The sequence below is a fragment of the Plantactinospora sp. GCM10030261 genome, assembly GCF_042666615.1.
Taxonomy (GTDB): Bacteria; Actinomycetota; Actinomycetes; order Mycobacteriales; family Micromonosporaceae; genus KBS50.
The window spans coordinates 48,450-64,599 of sequence record NZ_JBHTDD010000017.1; the positions used below are offsets into that span (position 1 = coordinate 48,450).

Genomic DNA, 16,150 nt, shown 5'->3' on the forward strand with positions numbered 1-16,150 from the left:
GGGTACTCATCGGCTCAGTGTCAGGATCTCGCTGCCGGCGATGTGCGGTTCGGCCGCGGCCCGGGCCCGGAGGACGGCCTGCCACCGCGGGTCCGCGCGGAACGCCGCCCACCGCTCGTCGCGGGCCTGCTCGTCGGCGAACTCCAGGACGTACACCAACTGCTCGCCCTTGGTCAGTTGGCGGCGCCACGGCCCGTACGCGGTGATGCCGTGTGTGGCGAACAGCTTGAGGGATACGGCGGTGAACTCGTCGAACAGAGCTTCGCTGTGTCCCGGCGTGATGGTGTAGAACCGCAACTCGGCGATCATACGGTGCCTCCTGACTGGGCGTGGTCGGTTTGGTTCCAGGCGGCTCGGATGTCGTCGACATCGGCGACGACAGCGAACCGTTTGGCGGCGGTCGCCAGCGCGGCGGCGTGCAGGTCCATGTCCCAGGACGCGCACGCGTCGGCGGCGATCGTCACGAAGAAGTCGCGGGCGAAGGCCTCCCGCACGGTGGTGTCGACGCAGACGTTTGTGGAGACGCCGCAGCAGACGACGGTCTGCCGGCCGAGGCTGCGCAGCACCAGTTCCAGGTTGGTGCCGGTGAAGCCGCCGTACCGGTACTTGTGCACCACGTGGTCGCCGGGCTCGGGCGCGAGCGCCGCCACCGCCTGCTGCCCCCAGGTGCCGAGACGGCAGATGTCGGGAGCCGAGAACGCTGCCCGGGACCGCGCGTCCCGCCAGGCCGGCGAATCGCTGGCGCCGCCCGGCAGCGTGGTGTGCAGGACGTGGATCACGGGTACGGCGGCGCGCCGCGCGGCAGCGGCGAGGCGGGCGGCGGCAGGCAGCACCCGCTGGGCGTGGCTGACGTCGCGACCACCCACCACAGCGGTCTTCCCGGCGGGGTCGACGAAGTCGTTGCAGAAGTCGACGAGCAGCAGAGCGGTCGTCGACGGGCGGACCCGGGCGGACAGTGGAGCATCGGTGGCGGTCACGGCAGCACCGCCCGCGCATACTCCGTCGCCCCGTCCCAGGAGTGTTCACGGTTCAGGGTCGACCGACCGGCGAGGAGCCAGCGTCGACCGAGGCCGTCGACCAGCGCACCCGGGTCGGCGGTGGGCGCCATCACCGGGTACAGGCCGCGGCGGCCTTCCAGGGGCGCGTCGGGCGTGGTCATCCCGGCGCGGGCGAGGTCGACTGCCTGGCGTCCGTTCTCGGCGGCTCGCCGGCGCTGGAAATCACCGAGCGGTGTGCCGACGGCCTCGGTCAGGCCACCTGCCTGCGTGGCGGCGATCGCGAGCGCTCGGGCGGTGGCCGCCGCGTCCAGCCCGTCGAGCCGGGCGACGGCCGCCGCCACGCCGAGGGTCACTGCGGGGCAGGCCGGGTCCCAGCCCTCGGTGAGGTGCCCGTCGAGGCTGGCGTGGACCCGGAGGGCGACCTCCATGCCCACGGCGGCGGCCACCGTGAGGGCGACCCGGTCACCGCCGTGGCGCAGCAGCACGCACACCACCCAGAAACCATCCGGATCGTGTCGAGGGTCCGTTACCGGCAGCCTCGCGCAGCACGCGCCGGCGACCGCGGACACTTCCGGCGGCACGGATGCTCGGGCGACGAATGCGGCGAGCGTAGGGGTAGTCATCGGCCCACCTCGATCCGGTCGCCGGCGAGCAGATCCGGCAGGCTGCCGCGGCTTCCCGGCGCCGCGAGGCGACCGACGCCGGTCCAGATCGCGTGGGCCCGACCGGGGACCAGGGCCTCCGCCTTGTCGATGAGTTCTTCGTCGGTCAGTGGCCGGTCGCGGCTGCCTCGCGCGTGCGTCACGGCGACGTCGACGGCCCGGCCGTCATCGGTCTCGATTCTCAGGACCGCGGCGTCCCGGGCGATCGTGTCGGACGGTCGCAGCGTGACGCGGTCACGCATCGCGGCCAGGACGGGGTCCACGGCCGCCGCGTCGTCGAACTGCGCCAACCCGCCCGCGCCGGTGGCCAGGCCGGCGGCGACGCCGTGCACCGCGGAGAAGCGGGTCTCCAGGCCGGTCCGCGGCGCGGTGCGTCCCATCAGCTCGGGCACCAGCGGGTGGCAGTGGTAGTCGACAGCGACGACGCGTGTCGGGGTGATCCCGACGCGGTGTGCCTGGATAGCCGCGTCGATGCCGGGATGGGCCACGATGCCGCAGGGGTACGGCTTGAACGTGTTGGCGAGCAGTTCCCACCGCCGGCCGAGGCCGTCGAGCAGTTCGTCCGGGTCGGACCGGTCCGGGGCGAACGCGGCCAGCAGAGGACCGAGGTCGACCGGAGTGCCGTAGCGGGTCGACGCGGCTTCGCGGGCGGCGACCATCCCGTTGGCCGCCGCCTTGCCCGCGTGGAACGGCTTGACTTCTGTGCCGAACGCCTCCCGGTGCCCGAGGATCTGCACCGAGGCGAGCCGCAGCGCGTCAGCCATCCGGTCCGGAGGGAGCCCCAGGAGCAGCCCCGCCGTGACGGCCGCGCCGAGCACTCCGCAGGTGCCGGTGATGTGCCAGCCACGGTCGTAATGCTCCGGGCTGACCGCGTTACCCAACCGGAGCTGGAGTTCGGCGCCGATGGCGTAGGCGGCCAGCAGGTCCGGCCCGCTTCGACGGGCGGTCCAGCCGGCGGCCCAGGCCGCGCCGAGGCCCGCGGCTCCCGGATGGATGACGGTGCGCAGGTGGGTGTCGTCGTAGTCGTCGAGGTGGGCGGCGAAACCGGTAAGCAGTGCGGCGTTCGCCTCGCTGGCCCGCTCGTCGATGCCGGGTGCGGCCGGTACGCCGTCCGGCACGGCGAGGGTGGCGGCGAGCCGGGACACCTGGGGTGTACGGGCGGCGCCGAGCGCGACCGTGAGGACGTTGAAGAGGGTGCGGCGGGCCGCGTGCGTCACGTCGTCGGGCAGTGGGCGGGCGGCGAGGCCGGCCAGCGCGTCGGCGACCCGCTCATAGGTGGGTGCCGCGGAGTCACTCATCTGCTCGGTTCCAGCCAGGTGATGGCGCCGAGGGAGAAGGCGATCTGCGCGAGGCCGGCCTCGGACGCGCCGTGCCAGTGCTCCTCGCCAGGCTCGATCCAGACGGTGTCGCCCGCGGTGATCTCCAGGGGTTCGGCGTCCCGGCGGCCCACATAGCCGGAGCCGGCCACCACATGGATGACCTGTCCGTCGGCGTGGCGGTGCCAGTGGCCACGGGTATGCGGTGCCATCCGGATCAGCGCGGTCGTCACCTTGCTCGGTGTCCCGCTCTGGATGGCCGCGCTATAGGCGGGGCCGAAGAAGCGTTCCGGTTCGGGTACAGGTGTGGGGTCGGCCAGCAGGTCCGCCTCGCGGTGCAGCCTCACGCCACGGCCCCCGTCTGCTCGGCGTGGCCGTCGAGAACGGGGTCGGCGTGCGTGCCGTGACCGCCGAGGGAGGCGTCGACGTGTGTGCCGTGACCGATCGTCACCTCGGTGAACCGCCGCATCGTCTCGATCAGCGCGCGTTCGGCCGGGATCCGTTCCATGCTTGACGCGCCGAGGAAGCCGGCCGCGCCGGGCACGAGCCGCAACACGTCCTGCGCGTCCTGCGGGGTGGCGATGGGCCCGCCGTGGCACACCACCAGCACGTCGTCACGGACGCTCGTGGCGGCGTCGTGGATGGCGGCGGTCCGCTCGGCGGCCATGTCCAGCGACAGGGCGTCGCGGGCGCCGATGAGCCCGGCTGCGGTGAGTCCGACGTGGGCGACGACGATGTCGGCGCCCACGGCGGCCATCGCGCGGGCCTCGTCCTCGGTACGGACGTACGTCGCGGTGAGCAGCCCCATCCCGTGGGCGATCCGGACCATGTCGACCTCCTTGTCGAACCCGTAGCCGGTCGCTTCGAGGTCGGCGCGGGCCGAGCCGTCGAGCAGGCATACCGAGGGGAAGTTCTGCACGCCGGCGAACCCGAGTTCGGTGAGCTGCCGTAGGAACAGTGGGATGTTCTTGAACGGGTCGGTGGCGCACACGCCGGCCAGGACGGGCGTGTGGGCGACGACCGGGAGCACTTCGGCGGCCATCTCCACGACGATGTCGTTGGCATTGCCATACGGCATCATGCCGGCCATCGAGCCGCGGCCGGCCATGCGGAACCGGCCGGCGTTGTAGATGACGATGAAGTCGACACCGGCCAGCTCGGCGCACTTGGCCGAGAGCCCGGTGCCCGCGCCGGCGCCGATCAGGGCATGTCCGGAACGGACCTTGTCGTGAAACTGCTGGACGCGCTCTGAGCGGCGCATTTGCTGGTACCTCCGGTGCGTGGGGTGGGCGGGGGTCGTCACAGGGTCGTCACAGGTGGTCCTCCGGTGGCGGCCAGCACGGGAACCACGGCTCAGCCTCCTGCCGAGATCGGGCCGGGCCACCAGGGTCACACCGCGCCAGCATCGTGTCAATATATCCGCAGAACATTCCGCTACACGCCCGACGTGCAGCTCAGGACCGAAGCAATTGACCGGTTCAATAGCAGAACATTCGCTTGACATGGGGTGCGCGTCAGCGCACAATCCTCGGTCAACGCATCCACTCGATCGGCATGAGGCCGGTCCAGCGAGACGGGCGGTGCCTGCTCATGCGAATCACCCACGCCGCACGGGGGCTTGTGGCACTCATACTGTTCGTCGCGATATCCGGATGTACCGTCGGTAGCGGCAGCACCGGCGGCTCCGTCTCCGGCGACGGCACGGTCGACTTCCCCAACTGGGTCTGGGGCACGCCAGACAACGCGCCCTTCTGGAAGGCGCTGAAGGCCGACTTCGACGCGGAGAACCCCGACCTGCGGCTCACCGACGAGGTCGTGCCCGGCGGCGAGTACCAGGACAAAATGTTCACCCTGCTGTCCGCCGGCAATCCACCCGACCTGGTCACCCCGTTCGACCCGCAGATGCGGGCGTGGGCCGACGCCGGACTGCTCGAGCCGCTCGACCCGTGGTTGGAGAAGGCGGGATACGACCTCGACAGCTTCATCCCGCCCAACCAGATGGCCAAGGGCAAGGACGGGAAGATCTACGGCGTCATCTACGTGTCCAACCCCCGGGTGCTCTTCGTCAACCGCGGCCTGCTGCAGAAGTACGGATTGCAGCCCCCGACCACGCCCGAGGAGCTCTACACGATGGCCAAGACGCTACGGGACAAATCGGCTCAGCAGTTCGGCTTCGCCACCATGTCGGCATCAGCGGCGGCCTTCCCCACCTACGGCGAACTGGCCCCGATCGTGAAGAGCTTCGGCGGCGACTTCGTCAAGGACGGAAAAGCGACCGCCACCTCACCGCAGACCGTCGAAGCGCTGCGGTACATCGAAAAGCTGCACGCCGAGGGCCTCATCCCGGCCGGCCAGACCGAGGTGGAGTACCGGGAGGGGTTCGCCCAGGGCAAGGTGGCCAGCATCGTCTGCGGCGCGTTCGTCATGTCGATCGTCAAGTCGAAGAACCCGACGAAATTCGGCGACTACGACGCGGTCCCCATGCCCTTCGGATCGCCGCGCACCACCGCCGCCAACGGCTTCCTGGCCATCCCGAAGAAGGCCACCGACAAGGAGGCCGCCGCGAAGGTGATTCTGAAGGTCCTCGAGACGGAATGGCAACAAAAGCTGATCGAGACATCCTGGCAGGTCCCGGCGCGACCCGACATGATCCCGGCGGGCTTCCTGGACGCCAATCCGTGGTTCCGCACCATGATCGAGGCGGTGCCGCAGGCGGAGTCGCTCGCGCCGGTCGGCAACGAGTCCGACGCGCCGAAGATCCAGGACGCGGTGACCCGAAACTACCAGCAGATGCTGCTGTCCAACCGGCCCGCCGCAGACGCCGCCGCCGCGCTCCAGACCGACCTCACCAGTATCCTCACCGAGTCCTGAGCCATGGTGGACACGAGAACCAGACTCGCGGCGTCACCACCGCCCACCGTCACCGCACGGCCGACACGGCGACCGCGCGACACGGACCCGGTGCGCCGTCGCCGCCGGACCGCCGCCGCCTTCCTCCTGCCGACATTCCTCGCCATGGCGGTGCTGTTCCTCTGGCCGCTGTGGCAGGCCCTCGGCATGAGCCTGTCCACCGAGGAGTCCAGCCTCACCGCAGGCAACTACATCGATCTGCTCACCGACACCCGGTTCCAACACGCGGCCTTCGTATCCCTGATCTACACGGTCGCCGTGGTGGGCGGCAGCCTCGCCGTCGGTATGGGCACCGCCCTCCTTCTCAACCGCAAGGTCCGCGGCGTCGCCGTACTCCGGTCGATGTTCATCATGCCCTGGGCGATGCCGTTCGTCGCCACGGCACTGATCTGGCGGTGGATGCTCGACTCCCAGTACGGAGTGCTCACCTACGGAATCGACGCGCTGGGCGGTGGCACCCTGCCCAACCCGTTCAGCTCCAACCTGGCCCTGGCCACCGTGTCCGTCATCGAGATCTGGAAGACCGCACCCCTCGCCGCCATCATGCTGCTCGCCGGCATGCAGGCCATCCCGAAAGAGCTGTACGAATCGGCGGCGATCGACGGAGCGAACGTATGGCGGCGATTCCTCCATGTGACCCTCCCCGGACTACGGTTCACCACCCGGGCGGTCACCCTATTGCTCACCCTCTGGATCTTCGGCCGAGCCTTCATGGTCATCTTCCTCACCACCGGCGGCGGCCCGGGCGGAGCGACGGAAACACTCGTGCTGTTGACCTACCTCAAGGGGTTCAACCAGTTCGACCTGCACAGCGCCACCGCGACCGGAATGGTCACGCTCGCGATCGCGCTCATCCTGACCGTCGGATACCGAAGGGCAGCCAACGATGGCGACGACTAGCGTACGCCGCGACACCGTACGACGGCTGGGCTCGACGGCACTCACCACACTCACCTGGGTACTGGCGCTCGCCGCCGTGTTCCCGTTCCTGTGGATGCTGATCCAGGCACTGCAACCAGAGGCACTGAGGTTCGCCTCCCCGCCGACAGTCGACCCCGGCTCGTTCAACCTCGACGGCTTCCGCGCCGCCACCCGAGACGGCGAAATCCTGGTCTGGCTCCGCAACTCCGCGATCGTCGCCGTCACCAGCACCCTCATCTCGCTCGTACTGGGCTCCGGCGCCGCGTACGCGATCGCCCGCTTCCGCACCCGTGCCGTCACCGCCACCACCCTGCTCATCCTGGCGAGCCAGATGGTGCCACCGGTCGTCCTGATGGTCCCGCTGTTCTCCCTCGTCACCGCCTTCGGGCTCTTCGACACACTGACCGCTGTCGTCCTCGGCAACATCGTCTTCACGCTGCCGGTCGTCACCTGGATGCTGTCCGCCAGCGTCCGCACCGTGCCACCCGAACTGGAGGAAGCCGCCATGGTCGACGGCTGCGGCCGAGTCAACGTCCTGCGGCGGATCACCATCCCGGTGGCGCTACCAGGCGTCGCCGCCGCCGCCGCCTTCTCCTTCACCTGGGCCTGGCAGGAGTTCCTGTTCGCCCGAATCATCGTCTCCCGGAACGACAACTGGGTCGGCGGCGTCGGCATCGCCTCCTTCTTCGGCGTGTACGAAACCCCGTGGCACGTCATCATGGCCGCCACCGTCATCTTCACCATCCCACCCGTGATCTTCTTCCTCATCGCGCAGCGCCGCTTCGTCGACAGCGTGGGCGGGGCGGTGAAGGGATGAACCCAGACGACAGCACGGTAGGTGTGGTCGGACTCGGCGCGATGGGAATCGGCATCGCCGCCAACCTCGTCCGGGCCGGCTACCCGGTCATCGGATTCGACCCGTCGACCGACTCCGTCACCACGGCACAGCAGCACGGCGTCACGGCCGCGACAGACGTCAGCACCGTCGCCACCCAAGCCCGTACCGCCATCCTCGTGGTGGTCCGTACCAGCGAACAGGTCGAATCCGTCACCACCGACCTGGCCGCGGCCGGCCGCCCCGGACTACCGGTGATCCTGGCCAGCACCATCGCGCCGGCCACCGCACGAACGGTGACCGACCACCTCACGGCCGCCGGACTGCGACCGATCAGCGCCGCGCTCAGCGGCGGACCCTGGGGAGCGAAGGCGGGCACCCTGACCTTCATGGTGTCGGGTCCCCCGCAGACCGTCCGCGACTGCGAACCCCTGTTCGCGGCCGCCGGCTCCCGCACCTTCGTGGTCTCCGACCGACCCGACGTGGCGCAGGCGGCCAAACTGGCCGTCCAGCTCATCTACGGCGTCAACATGATGGGCCTGTTCGAGGCGTTCCGACTCGGCGCGGCATACGGTATCGACCACGCGGACCTGGAACAGATCTTCCGGCACTCGGTTGCCGACAGCTGGGTTGCCCGGAACTGGCCACACGTTCGGGAATGGTGGGAGTCCAACGGCAACGGGCTCGACATCCTGCTCAAGGACATGCGCGCCGCACTACGCGAAGCCGACGACCTCGCACTCGCGCTGCCCACCACAGCGTTGACCTTCGACCTCATGCGGGCCGTGTGGCCAGCGTTCGGCGGATCCTTCCCCCGAGCCGACCAACCAGCGCCGGATCCGGTGGCATGGACCTGAACCCACGCCAGCTCATCCGTCTGGCAGTGACAACCGCGACCGACAACGCCCGCCAGGGACAACGCCCCTACGCGGCACTGGTCGTCGCTGACGGCACCGTGCTGGGCGACGGTGTCAACACCGTCCTACAGGACAACGACCCCACCGCACACGCCGAGGTCACCGCCATCCGCGCCGCATGCGCCCGAACCGGACGGCGGGACCTCACCGGAGCCGTTCTCATCGCCTCATGCCGGCCCTGCCCTATGTGCCAGGCAGTCGCCCGCCTGGTCGGCATCGGCACGATCTACCATGCCGGCCAATGTAGAACGCCCCCACCCCAGCTACCCGATCTGGAACTCATCCTCGTCCCGGACGACGACCTGAATCGTCCCTTCGTCGAATTCGAGCACCTTGGAATGCCCGACCTGGACCGACCCGCAGCCAAGCCTTTATGCAGCCCTGCTGAAGCCTGATCCGGCCAGGCGCTGTGGCCCATAATCGACCGCCACCGGACGGTCGGGCCGTTCCTCAGGCGGCCCGCAGGCTGGCCGGGCGCATGTCCGTCCAGACGTTCTCGATGTGGGTCAGGCACTCCTCACGGGAGCCACGGACCTCCATGTCCTGCCAGCCCTGCGGGACCGGCCGGTCCGCGGGCCAGATCGAGTACTGCTCCTCGGCGTTACGGACCACGACGTACTGCTCCGCTTCGAAACTCATCCCACGTCCCCCCGCTACGAACCACTGAGATCACTCGTTACGGACAACCCTATGCCAGCCGTCACGGACCGGGCAACGACCGCCTTCACTCGATTCGGGCGCCAACGATGCTCAGTCGTCGGTGGCGGCGCCGTTCGGCCGTGGTGGGTCCTCGGGCAGCGGCCGGACGAGCAGCTCGAACGCCTCGGCGTACCAGGTTTCGGGCACCGACTCGGGGTCGACCAGGCGTTGGACGCTCAGCCCGATGTCGAGCCCGAGGAGCAGGGTCGCCGTTCGCGCCACCAGCGCGGGATCCGGTCCGTCGGTTCGGGCGGCCAGGTGGGCGGCGATGCCGGCGCGGGTGCGACGTAGCGCCTCGATGTAGCGGGGCCGCACCCGGGGGTTGCGCATGGCCGCGATCCAGAACTCCATCATGAGCAGCGCAAAGTCGGCGTTCTCCCCGGCCCGGTCGCCTGTCGAGTTGGCCGAGCTGAGGGCGGCGAACGCCTGCACCATGTCGGTCTCGCCGGTGGCGACCTTGGTCAGGTCGGTGCTGATGATGTCGAGTTGCCGGTCCAGCAGGGCGAGGATGATGTCTTCCTTGTTGCGGAAGCTGGAGTACACGGCGCCCTTGGTCAAACCGGCGGCGGCGGCGATGTCGTCCAGCGAGGCCGCCGGTCCCCGCTCCGCCAGTAGCCGCTGCGCGGCGTCAAGCAGGCGGTTGCGGTTCTGCCGCTGCCGCTCCTGGCGCCCCATTCGTTCCATCAAGCGACTCTCCTGTCGTTCGGCTTGACCCGAATCTCCATATTCCCCATACTAGCCGGTATCTGGATACCGATCAGTATCGGAGATGTCATGGTGCTGCGGGTGGATCATGTCTGCAAGGAGTATCGCGGAGGAGTACGGGCGAACGACGACATCAGCTTCCAGGTCGGCGCCGGACAGGTGCATGGCCTCCTCGGTCACAACGGCGCCGGCAAGACCACGCTTGTCAACCAGGTCGCCGGGCTGGTCCGCCCGACCAGCGGCACGATCCGGATCGACACCGGCGACCCGGTCGCCGACCCTGGCTTCGCCCACCGGGTCTGCTCGGTGCAGCCGCAGGCCCAGGTGCCGCTGCTGGGTGTCACGCCCCGCCAGGCGATCACCCTGGTGGCTCGGATCCGGGGCGCGAGTCGGGCCGAGGCGGTCGCCGCCACCCAGCGGCTGATCGACGCCCTTGACATCAGCGAGTGGGCGGACACCCCCGGCGAGCGCCTCTCCGGCGGGGTCCGGCGCCTCACCGCGTACTGCCTCGCCGCCGTGCGGCCCGGCCGGGTGATCGTGCTCGACGAGCCCAGCAACGATGTCGATCCGGTGCGCCGGCGGCTGCTGTGGCAGCACGTCCGCTCGCTGGCCGACGACGGGCCGGCCGTCCTCCTGGTCACCCACAACCTCACCGAGGTCGAGCGGATCCTCGACCGGCTCTCGGTCCTGGCACAGGGCCGGGTGGTCGCCGAGGGCACGGTCGCCGACCTGCGCGCCGACGCCGGTCCCGCGCTGCGGCTCGACGTCAACCTGTCGACCGGCAGGCCGGAGCCGGTGGCGCCGCCGTTCGCCGCGCAGCCGCCACGCCGCGAACGCCAGCGACTGGTGTACGCCCTGGACCCCACCGACGCGGTGGCCGCGACCGAGTGGGCGACGCGTCTGCAGGCCGCCGGCGCCATCGACGACTTCTCCCTCTACCCGATGCGGGTCGAGGACATCTACCTCGCCCTCGACGAACACCAGCCGGCGACCGACGAGGAGGCCAATGATGTCGTGGCTCCGTAGCTACGCCCTGCTGCTGCGCTGGAACGCGCTACGGCTGCGTTCTCTGCTTCCGCTCTTCGCGATCGTCTCCGCCGGGCTCTCCGTCGGCATCATCGTCGGCTTCGCCTACCTGCTGCCCGACGTGGACGCGACAAGCGCGGCGTTCCTGGCCACCGGTGGCCCCACCATCGGGCTGATCACCGTCGGGCTGGTGATGGCGCCGAACATGGTGGCGCAGAGCAAGTTGCAGGGCAGCTTCGAGTTCGACCAGACCCTGCCTGTTCCACCGCTGGCCTCGTTCGCCGCCGGGGTCAGCGTGTGGATCCTGGGCGCGTTGCCCGGACTCGTGCTGTCGCTGATCGTCGCCGCGTTCCGCTTCGATCTGCGACTGGATGTCAGTCCGCTGGTGATCCCCGCCGCCCTGCTCGTCGCCCTGACCGCCACCACGCTGGGCTACGGGCTGGCCCATGCCCTCCCACCAGCGGCGGTCGGGTTGGTGACCCAGCTCGTCGTCTTCGTCACCCTGATGTTCTCCCCCGTCAACTTCCCCGTCGACCGGCTACCCGGCTGGTTGCAGGCCGTGCACGTCGTGCTCCCGTTCCAGTACATGGCGCAGAGCGTGCGCGAGTCACTCGTCGGCGGCGTCAGCCCCACCCCGTACCTCGTGCTGGCCGCATGGTGCCTGGTCGGTCTCGTCGTGACCTACCGGATGATCGTCCGGCGCCCCTGATCCAGGCCGGCGCCCCCTGGCCCAGGCCAGGGGGCGCCGGCCGGGCCAGGGGGCGCTGGCCCAGGCCGGTCCCCGGGCTCAGGCGGGCGTCACCTCGTAGAGCGGGAAGTAGCTGTCGAAGGCGTCCCGGGAGTACGCCTCGGCCAGTTGCGGGATGGCGTCGAAGGAGGCCACCGGCTCGTTGATCTCGGGCAGCCAGCCGGTGCTCTCCTGCACGTCCCGGATCCGGGCACAGTCCTGGAACCGCCAGGCATGGGTGTGCACGTGGATGTGCCGGCCGATGCACTCCACCGCCCGCAGGTTCGACAGCCGCATGCCGTGCTTCCAGCCGACGGTGGCGAGCACGCTCTCCCGCGCAAGTGATCGCAGTGTCACCCGGTGCAGCCCACCGCCCATGTTGTCCAGGAAGATCGAGACCCCCTGACCACCGCTGATCGCCATCACCCGCTCGACGAAGCGTCGCTTGGAATCGCGGTGCCGGTCCATCGCGTCCGGACCGCCGGAGGCTTTCGCCACGTCGTAGTCCAGGTCGAGGAACTCGCGCCGATCGATCGGGATAGCGCCGGACGCGGCGATCGCGGCCAGTCGGCTGTCGCGGCCGGAGACCATGGCGGTCCGGAAGCCGTCCCGCCGAGCCAGTTCCAGCTGTGCCCACACCACACCGCCGCCCCAGCCGAGCACCAGCGGGGGCTCGTCCCAGTGGTCGTCGACCTGCGCCTCCCAGCAGCGCCGGGCCACCCGCCAGTTGTCCCAGGCGGTGAAGTAGCGGGCGAACGGTGCCCAGCGTTCGATCGAGTGCCGGCTCTGTTCGGGCAGCGGCACCAGCAGCCGCGCCTCGGTGACGAAACGGCCGCACAGCAGCCCGGGCGAGCCGGGGGCGTCGTACGCGCAGATGCGCTCGGCGTAGCCGTTTCGATCGATCACTCCGAACGGGATCCACAGGCACTGCTGTCCCTCGCGCAGGCCCCGCACCCCCGGTCCGGTCGCGAGCACCCGGACCACTCCGCAGGTGCCGAGCACGATCCGGTCGTCGCCCCGCTGCCGGGCCACGTCCACCGGGTGTCGGGAGATCGCGTGCTCCATGTTGGCCTCCCAGCAGCCCACCAGCGGCTCGACGAGGACCTCGCCCTCCCCTGGCCGGCGCACCGGGATCTGCTCCAGCGTCAACTGCCCGCGGGTGAGTTCGCTGCCCGGCTCAGTGGCGTGCAGCACCCATGCCTTGGTCGTCGCCATCCCGCACCTCCTGATCGTCGTCATCCATCTGCGCGGCCAATGCCTGTTCCACGACAACGGCGAACGCCGCCACCGTGCGGTTCTCGAAGACGCTGCGGATCGGCAGCTCCACCTGCCACGCACGGCGAGCCCGCGACACCACCTGGGTCGCCTTGATCGAGGTGCCGCCGAGGGCGAAGAAGTCCCCGTCCGGACCGAGGCCGTCCACCTGCAGCACCTGACGCCAGAGCGTCGCCACCGCCTGCTCGGTGACCGTCATGTCGCCCGCCTCGGCCACCCCGTCGCCGGCCAGCTCACGCGGCGACGGCAACGCGCGCGTGTCGAGCTTCCCGCTGCTGGTCAGCGGCAGCCGGTCGAGCGGCACGACCGCACCGGGCAGCATGTACTCCGGTAGGACCTGCGCGCAGTGCGCGAGCAGCTTCTCCGCGTCGATGGTCCCCGCGCCGGACGGCACCACGTACGCCACCAGGGTGTCCGGCGTGCCGGTCGATCCGTCCGAGGCGCGGGCCACCACCGCGCAGTCCGCCACCTCGTCGTGCCGGCGCAGCACCGCCTCCACCTCGCCGGTCTCGATGCGCAGGCCGCGCACCTTGACCTGCTGGTCGGTGCGCCCGAGGAAGCGCAGCGCGCCGTCCTCGGTCCAGCGCACCAGGTCGCCGGTGCGGTAGAGACGGGCGGCGGGCGGACCGGACGGGTCCGGCACGAACCGCTGCGTGGTCAGGTCGGGACGCCCGGCGTACCCTCGGGCCAGTCCGACGCCGCCGACGTGCAGCTCGCCGGGGACACCGACGCCGACCGGTCGACCGGCGGCGTCGAGCACCCGGACCGTGACGTTCGGGATGGGCCGTCCGATGGGCGGTGCTTCCTCCTCGGGTCCGCACTCGTGCGCCGAGACCCAGATCGTCGCCTCGGTCGGACCGTACGCGTTGAAGATCCGTCGCCCCGGGGTCCACCACTGCCGTACCAGCGACGCCGGCAACGCCTCACCGGCGAGGACGAGCAGGCGCAGCTCGGGCAGGGCCGCGGCCGGCACGGCCGCCAGGGCCGACGGGGTGATGGTCAGCGCGGTGATCCGCTCGGTGGCGAGCAGGTCCCGCAGGTCGGGACCCGGCGCCACCCGTTCGGCCGGTGCGAGGTGCAGGGCGGCTCCCGCGCCGAATGCCATCGCCACGTCGAACACCGACGCGTCGAACGTCGGCGACGCCCACTGCAGCACCCGGTCGTCCGGACCCAGTCCGAACAGCGCGCGCTGGGCGGCGATGACGTTGCACATCCCTCGATGCGGCACGAGCACGCCCTTCGGCTGCCCGGTCGACCCCGAGGTGTAGATGGAGTAGGCGAGGTCGTCGGGGCCCACGGTGGCGGCCGGCCGGTCGTCGGCCAGGTCGGCGTACCGGTCCCGGTGCGCGTCCAGCAGGACGGTTTCGATCCCGGTGCGGGGCAGGCCGGCCCGGTGGCCGCGATCGCTGACCACCACCGTGACGCCCGCGTCGGCGAGGATGTCGGCCAGCCGGGCCGGCGGGTGGTCGGGATCCAGCGCGACGAAGTAGCCGCCCGCCTTGAGGACGGCCAGCATCGACACGACCAGTTCCGGGGTGCGCCCCAGGCAGAGCCCGACCGGTGTGCCGCGCCCCACGCCCAGCGCGTGCAGGTGCCGGGCGAGCCGGTTGGCCCGACGGTCCAGCTCCCGGTAGCTGACCGACTCGCCGCCGGCGCGCAGGGCGACGCGGTCACCGCCCAGGTCGGCCTGCTCCTCGACGAGCCCGTGCAGGGTCGCCGTGTCCGGGTACGGCGCGGCCGTGCCGCTCCAGCCGGTCACCAGGGCGCGTTCGGCGTCAGGTAGCACGTCCACGTCCCGGACCGCCGTGTCCGGGCGGGTGGCGGCGGTGTCGAGCACCGTCGCGAGGTGTCCGAGCAGCCGGGCGACGGCGTCGTGACCGACGCGGTGGCGATCGTAGCCGACCCGGACGGCGAGCCGGTCACCCTCGGGGATCACCAGCACGGACAGCGGGTAGTTGGTCCGGTAGCGGTACTGCCCGTCCCGGATCTCGACCGCGCCGCTGCGCCGGTGCAGGACGCCCACCCCGGGCAGGTTGAGCACGGTCATGATGGTCTCGAACAGGGGCAGGCCGGGCGGGACCTCGCTCCACCGCTGCACCTGCTCCAGCGGGCTGAAGTCGTAGCGGCGCAACGCCGCCTGCTCGTGTTGCAGGGCGACGGCGGTGGCGAGGACCGAACGGCTCGGGTCGAAGCGGACCCGCACCGGCAGCGTGTTGATGAACAGGCCGGCGGTCTGCTCCACGCCCGGGACCTCGGACGGGCGGCTGGACAGGGTGCCCCCGAACACCACGTCGTCGCGTCCGCTGTGCGCCCGCAGGACAAGCGCCCAGCACGTCTGCAGCAGCGAGCCGAGGGTGACCTTCCGGTGCCGGCCCAGCTCGCGCAGGGCGGCGACGGTCTGCGCCGGGACATGCAGTACCTGTTCCGGGTTGTCCCGGCCGGACGGTTCCGGCGGGTGCCCCTCGGCGGGACGGATCCACGCCGGGACGGTGGAGTCGGTGACGCCGTGCAGCGCTTCCCGCCACGCCTGCCGGGCCGCGTCGAGGTTCTGGGCCCGCACCCAGCCGACGTACTCCTGGAAGGAGGTCGCGGGCCTGGTCTCCAGCTCCCGCCCGGTGGCCAAGGTGTCGTAGTTGGCGAACGCCTCGTCGAGCACCATCAGCGCCGACCACGCGTCCAGCAGCAGGTGGTGGTAGCGCAGGACGAAGGTGTAGTCCTCGGCGCCGGTGCGGATGAGGGTCAGCCGGATCAGCGGCGGCTGCTGGACGTCGAAGCCCTGGAGCCGGTCGGCGCGCAGCCGCTCCTCCAAGCGGGCCGGCAGCTCCGCGGCGGGCACCTCCCGCCAGTCCAGGGTCTCCATGGGCACCTCGACGTGTTCCCGGACCACCTGGACGGGCTGTTTGATGTCCTCCCAGTGGAACGACGTGCGCAGCACCGCGTGCCGCCGCGTCAGCGCCTGCCACGCCGCGAGCAGCAGGTCCGGGTCGACGGGCCCGTGCAGCCGGTACTCGACCTGGTCGACGTAGAAGGCGGCCCGGGGGTCGGCGAGGCTGTGCGACAGCAGCCCCTCCTGCATGTACGACAGCCGGTAGATCGTGTCGACTCCGGGAACGGTCACCGGACCACCACCCGGGTGCCCCGTGCGGATGCGTTGCCAGT

General features: G+C 70.7%; 17 protein-coding genes. 7 read left to right on the plus strand and 10 right to left on the minus strand.

Features of this window, described 5'->3' with window-relative positions:
* Nucleotides 1–6: 6 nt before the first annotated feature.
* The 6 genes from ACFQUZ_RS20290 to ACFQUZ_RS20315 are packed head-to-tail and all read right to left on the minus strand — an operon-like array spanning nucleotide 7 to nucleotide 4,237.
* On the minus strand, nucleotides 7–309 hold the full coding sequence (locus tag ACFQUZ_RS20290; protein WP_377444488.1) for an NIPSNAP family protein: 303 nt from the start codon (nucleotides 307–309) through the stop codon (nucleotides 7–9).
* Complete coding sequence (locus ACFQUZ_RS20295) at nucleotides 306–977, minus strand: cysteine hydrolase family protein (protein ID WP_377444491.1); 672 nt, start codon at nucleotides 975–977, stop codon at nucleotides 306–308. Before ACFQUZ_RS20295 ends, ACFQUZ_RS20290 begins: the two co-directional genes overlap by 4 nt.
* Nucleotides 974–1,621 carry an MmgE/PrpD family protein gene (locus tag ACFQUZ_RS20300; protein ID WP_377444493.1) on the minus strand — a complete coding sequence of 216 codons (648 nt, stop codon included), beginning with the start codon at nucleotides 1,619–1,621 and terminating at the stop codon, nucleotides 974–976. The genes ACFQUZ_RS20295 and ACFQUZ_RS20300 overlap by 4 nt, the downstream gene beginning before the upstream one ends.
* Entirely contained in the window at nucleotides 1,618–2,958 is a 1,341-nt protein-coding gene (locus tag ACFQUZ_RS20305) for an MmgE/PrpD family protein (RefSeq protein WP_377444496.1), read from the minus strand. The genes ACFQUZ_RS20300 and ACFQUZ_RS20305 overlap by 4 nt, the downstream gene beginning before the upstream one ends.
* A complete protein-coding gene (locus ACFQUZ_RS20310; RefSeq protein WP_377444498.1) occupies nucleotides 2,955–3,323 on the minus strand; it encodes a cupin domain-containing protein in 369 nt (122 codons plus the stop codon). Before ACFQUZ_RS20310 ends, ACFQUZ_RS20305 begins: the two co-directional genes overlap by 4 nt.
* Complete coding sequence (locus ACFQUZ_RS20315) at nucleotides 3,320–4,237, minus strand: phosphoenolpyruvate hydrolase family protein (RefSeq protein ID WP_377444501.1); 918 nt, start codon at nucleotides 4,235–4,237, stop codon at nucleotides 3,320–3,322. Before ACFQUZ_RS20315 ends, ACFQUZ_RS20310 begins: the two co-directional genes overlap by 4 nt.
* Nucleotides 4,238–4,566: 329 nt before the next feature.
* Here ACFQUZ_RS20315 and ACFQUZ_RS20320 point away from each other — a divergent pair, with 329 nt between their 5' ends.
* The 5 genes from ACFQUZ_RS20320 (at nucleotide 4,567) to ACFQUZ_RS20340 (ending at nucleotide 8,954) form a co-directional block, all read left to right on the plus strand.
* Complete coding sequence (locus tag ACFQUZ_RS20320; protein ID WP_377444504.1) at nucleotides 4,567–5,847, plus strand: ABC transporter substrate-binding protein; 1,281 nt, start codon at nucleotides 4,567–4,569, stop codon at nucleotides 5,845–5,847.
* 90 nt (nucleotides 5,848–5,937) lie between these two features.
* Nucleotides 5,938–6,786, plus strand: a complete 849-nt coding sequence (locus tag ACFQUZ_RS20325) for a carbohydrate ABC transporter permease (RefSeq protein ID WP_377444507.1) — start codon at nucleotides 5,938–5,940, stop codon at nucleotides 6,784–6,786.
* Nucleotides 6,773–7,624 carry a carbohydrate ABC transporter permease gene (locus tag ACFQUZ_RS20330; RefSeq protein ID WP_377444510.1) on the plus strand — a complete coding sequence of 284 codons (852 nt, stop codon included), beginning with the start codon at nucleotides 6,773–6,775 and terminating at the stop codon, nucleotides 7,622–7,624. Before ACFQUZ_RS20325 ends, ACFQUZ_RS20330 begins: the two co-directional genes overlap by 14 nt.
* Nucleotides 7,621–8,499: an NAD(P)-dependent oxidoreductase gene (locus ACFQUZ_RS20335; protein WP_377444513.1), complete on the plus strand. Its 879-nt coding sequence runs from the start codon at nucleotides 7,621–7,623 to the stop codon at nucleotides 8,497–8,499. Before ACFQUZ_RS20330 ends, ACFQUZ_RS20335 begins: the two co-directional genes overlap by 4 nt.
* Nucleotides 8,490–8,954 (plus strand): nucleoside deaminase, encoded by a 465-nt coding sequence (locus tag ACFQUZ_RS20340; protein WP_377444516.1) that lies wholly within the window; start codon nucleotides 8,490–8,492, stop codon nucleotides 8,952–8,954. The genes ACFQUZ_RS20335 and ACFQUZ_RS20340 overlap by 10 nt, the downstream gene beginning before the upstream one ends.
* A gap of 55 nt (nucleotides 8,955–9,009) precedes the next feature.
* Here the strand turns inward: ACFQUZ_RS20340 and ACFQUZ_RS20345 are convergent, their stop codons facing one another.
* Together ACFQUZ_RS20345 and ACFQUZ_RS20350 are read right to left on the minus strand one after the other, a co-directional pair.
* Nucleotides 9,010–9,198, minus strand: a complete 189-nt coding sequence (locus ACFQUZ_RS20345; protein ID WP_377444518.1) for an MbtH family protein — start codon at nucleotides 9,196–9,198, stop codon at nucleotides 9,010–9,012.
* Nucleotides 9,199–9,309: 111 nt separating this feature from the next.
* Nucleotides 9,310–9,942, minus strand: a complete 633-nt coding sequence (locus tag ACFQUZ_RS20350; protein WP_377444520.1) for a TetR/AcrR family transcriptional regulator — start codon at nucleotides 9,940–9,942, stop codon at nucleotides 9,310–9,312.
* A 90-nt stretch (nucleotides 9,943–10,032) separates the two neighbouring features.
* Here ACFQUZ_RS20350 and ACFQUZ_RS20355 point away from each other — a divergent pair, with 90 nt between their 5' ends.
* Complete coding sequence (locus ACFQUZ_RS20355) at nucleotides 10,033–10,989, plus strand: ABC transporter ATP-binding protein (protein WP_377444523.1); 957 nt, start codon at nucleotides 10,033–10,035, stop codon at nucleotides 10,987–10,989.
* A complete protein-coding gene (locus tag ACFQUZ_RS20360; RefSeq protein ID WP_377444525.1) occupies nucleotides 10,970–11,698 on the plus strand; it encodes an ABC transporter permease in 729 nt (242 codons plus the stop codon). The genes ACFQUZ_RS20355 and ACFQUZ_RS20360 overlap by 20 nt, the downstream gene beginning before the upstream one ends.
* 78 nt (nucleotides 11,699–11,776) lie before the next feature.
* On the opposite strand, the gene ACFQUZ_RS20365 is transcribed toward ACFQUZ_RS20360, so the two are convergent.
* Both ACFQUZ_RS20365 and ACFQUZ_RS20370 read right to left on the minus strand, forming a co-directional pair.
* Complete coding sequence (locus ACFQUZ_RS20365; RefSeq protein ID WP_377444528.1) at nucleotides 11,777–12,931, minus strand: hypothetical protein; 1,155 nt, start codon at nucleotides 12,929–12,931, stop codon at nucleotides 11,777–11,779.
* Nucleotides 12,894–16,109: an amino acid adenylation domain-containing protein gene (locus ACFQUZ_RS20370; protein ID WP_377444531.1), complete on the minus strand. Its 3,216-nt coding sequence runs from the start codon at nucleotides 16,107–16,109 to the stop codon at nucleotides 12,894–12,896. Before ACFQUZ_RS20370 ends, ACFQUZ_RS20365 begins: the two co-directional genes overlap by 38 nt.
* Between the last annotated feature and the right edge of the window lie 41 nt (nucleotides 16,110–16,150).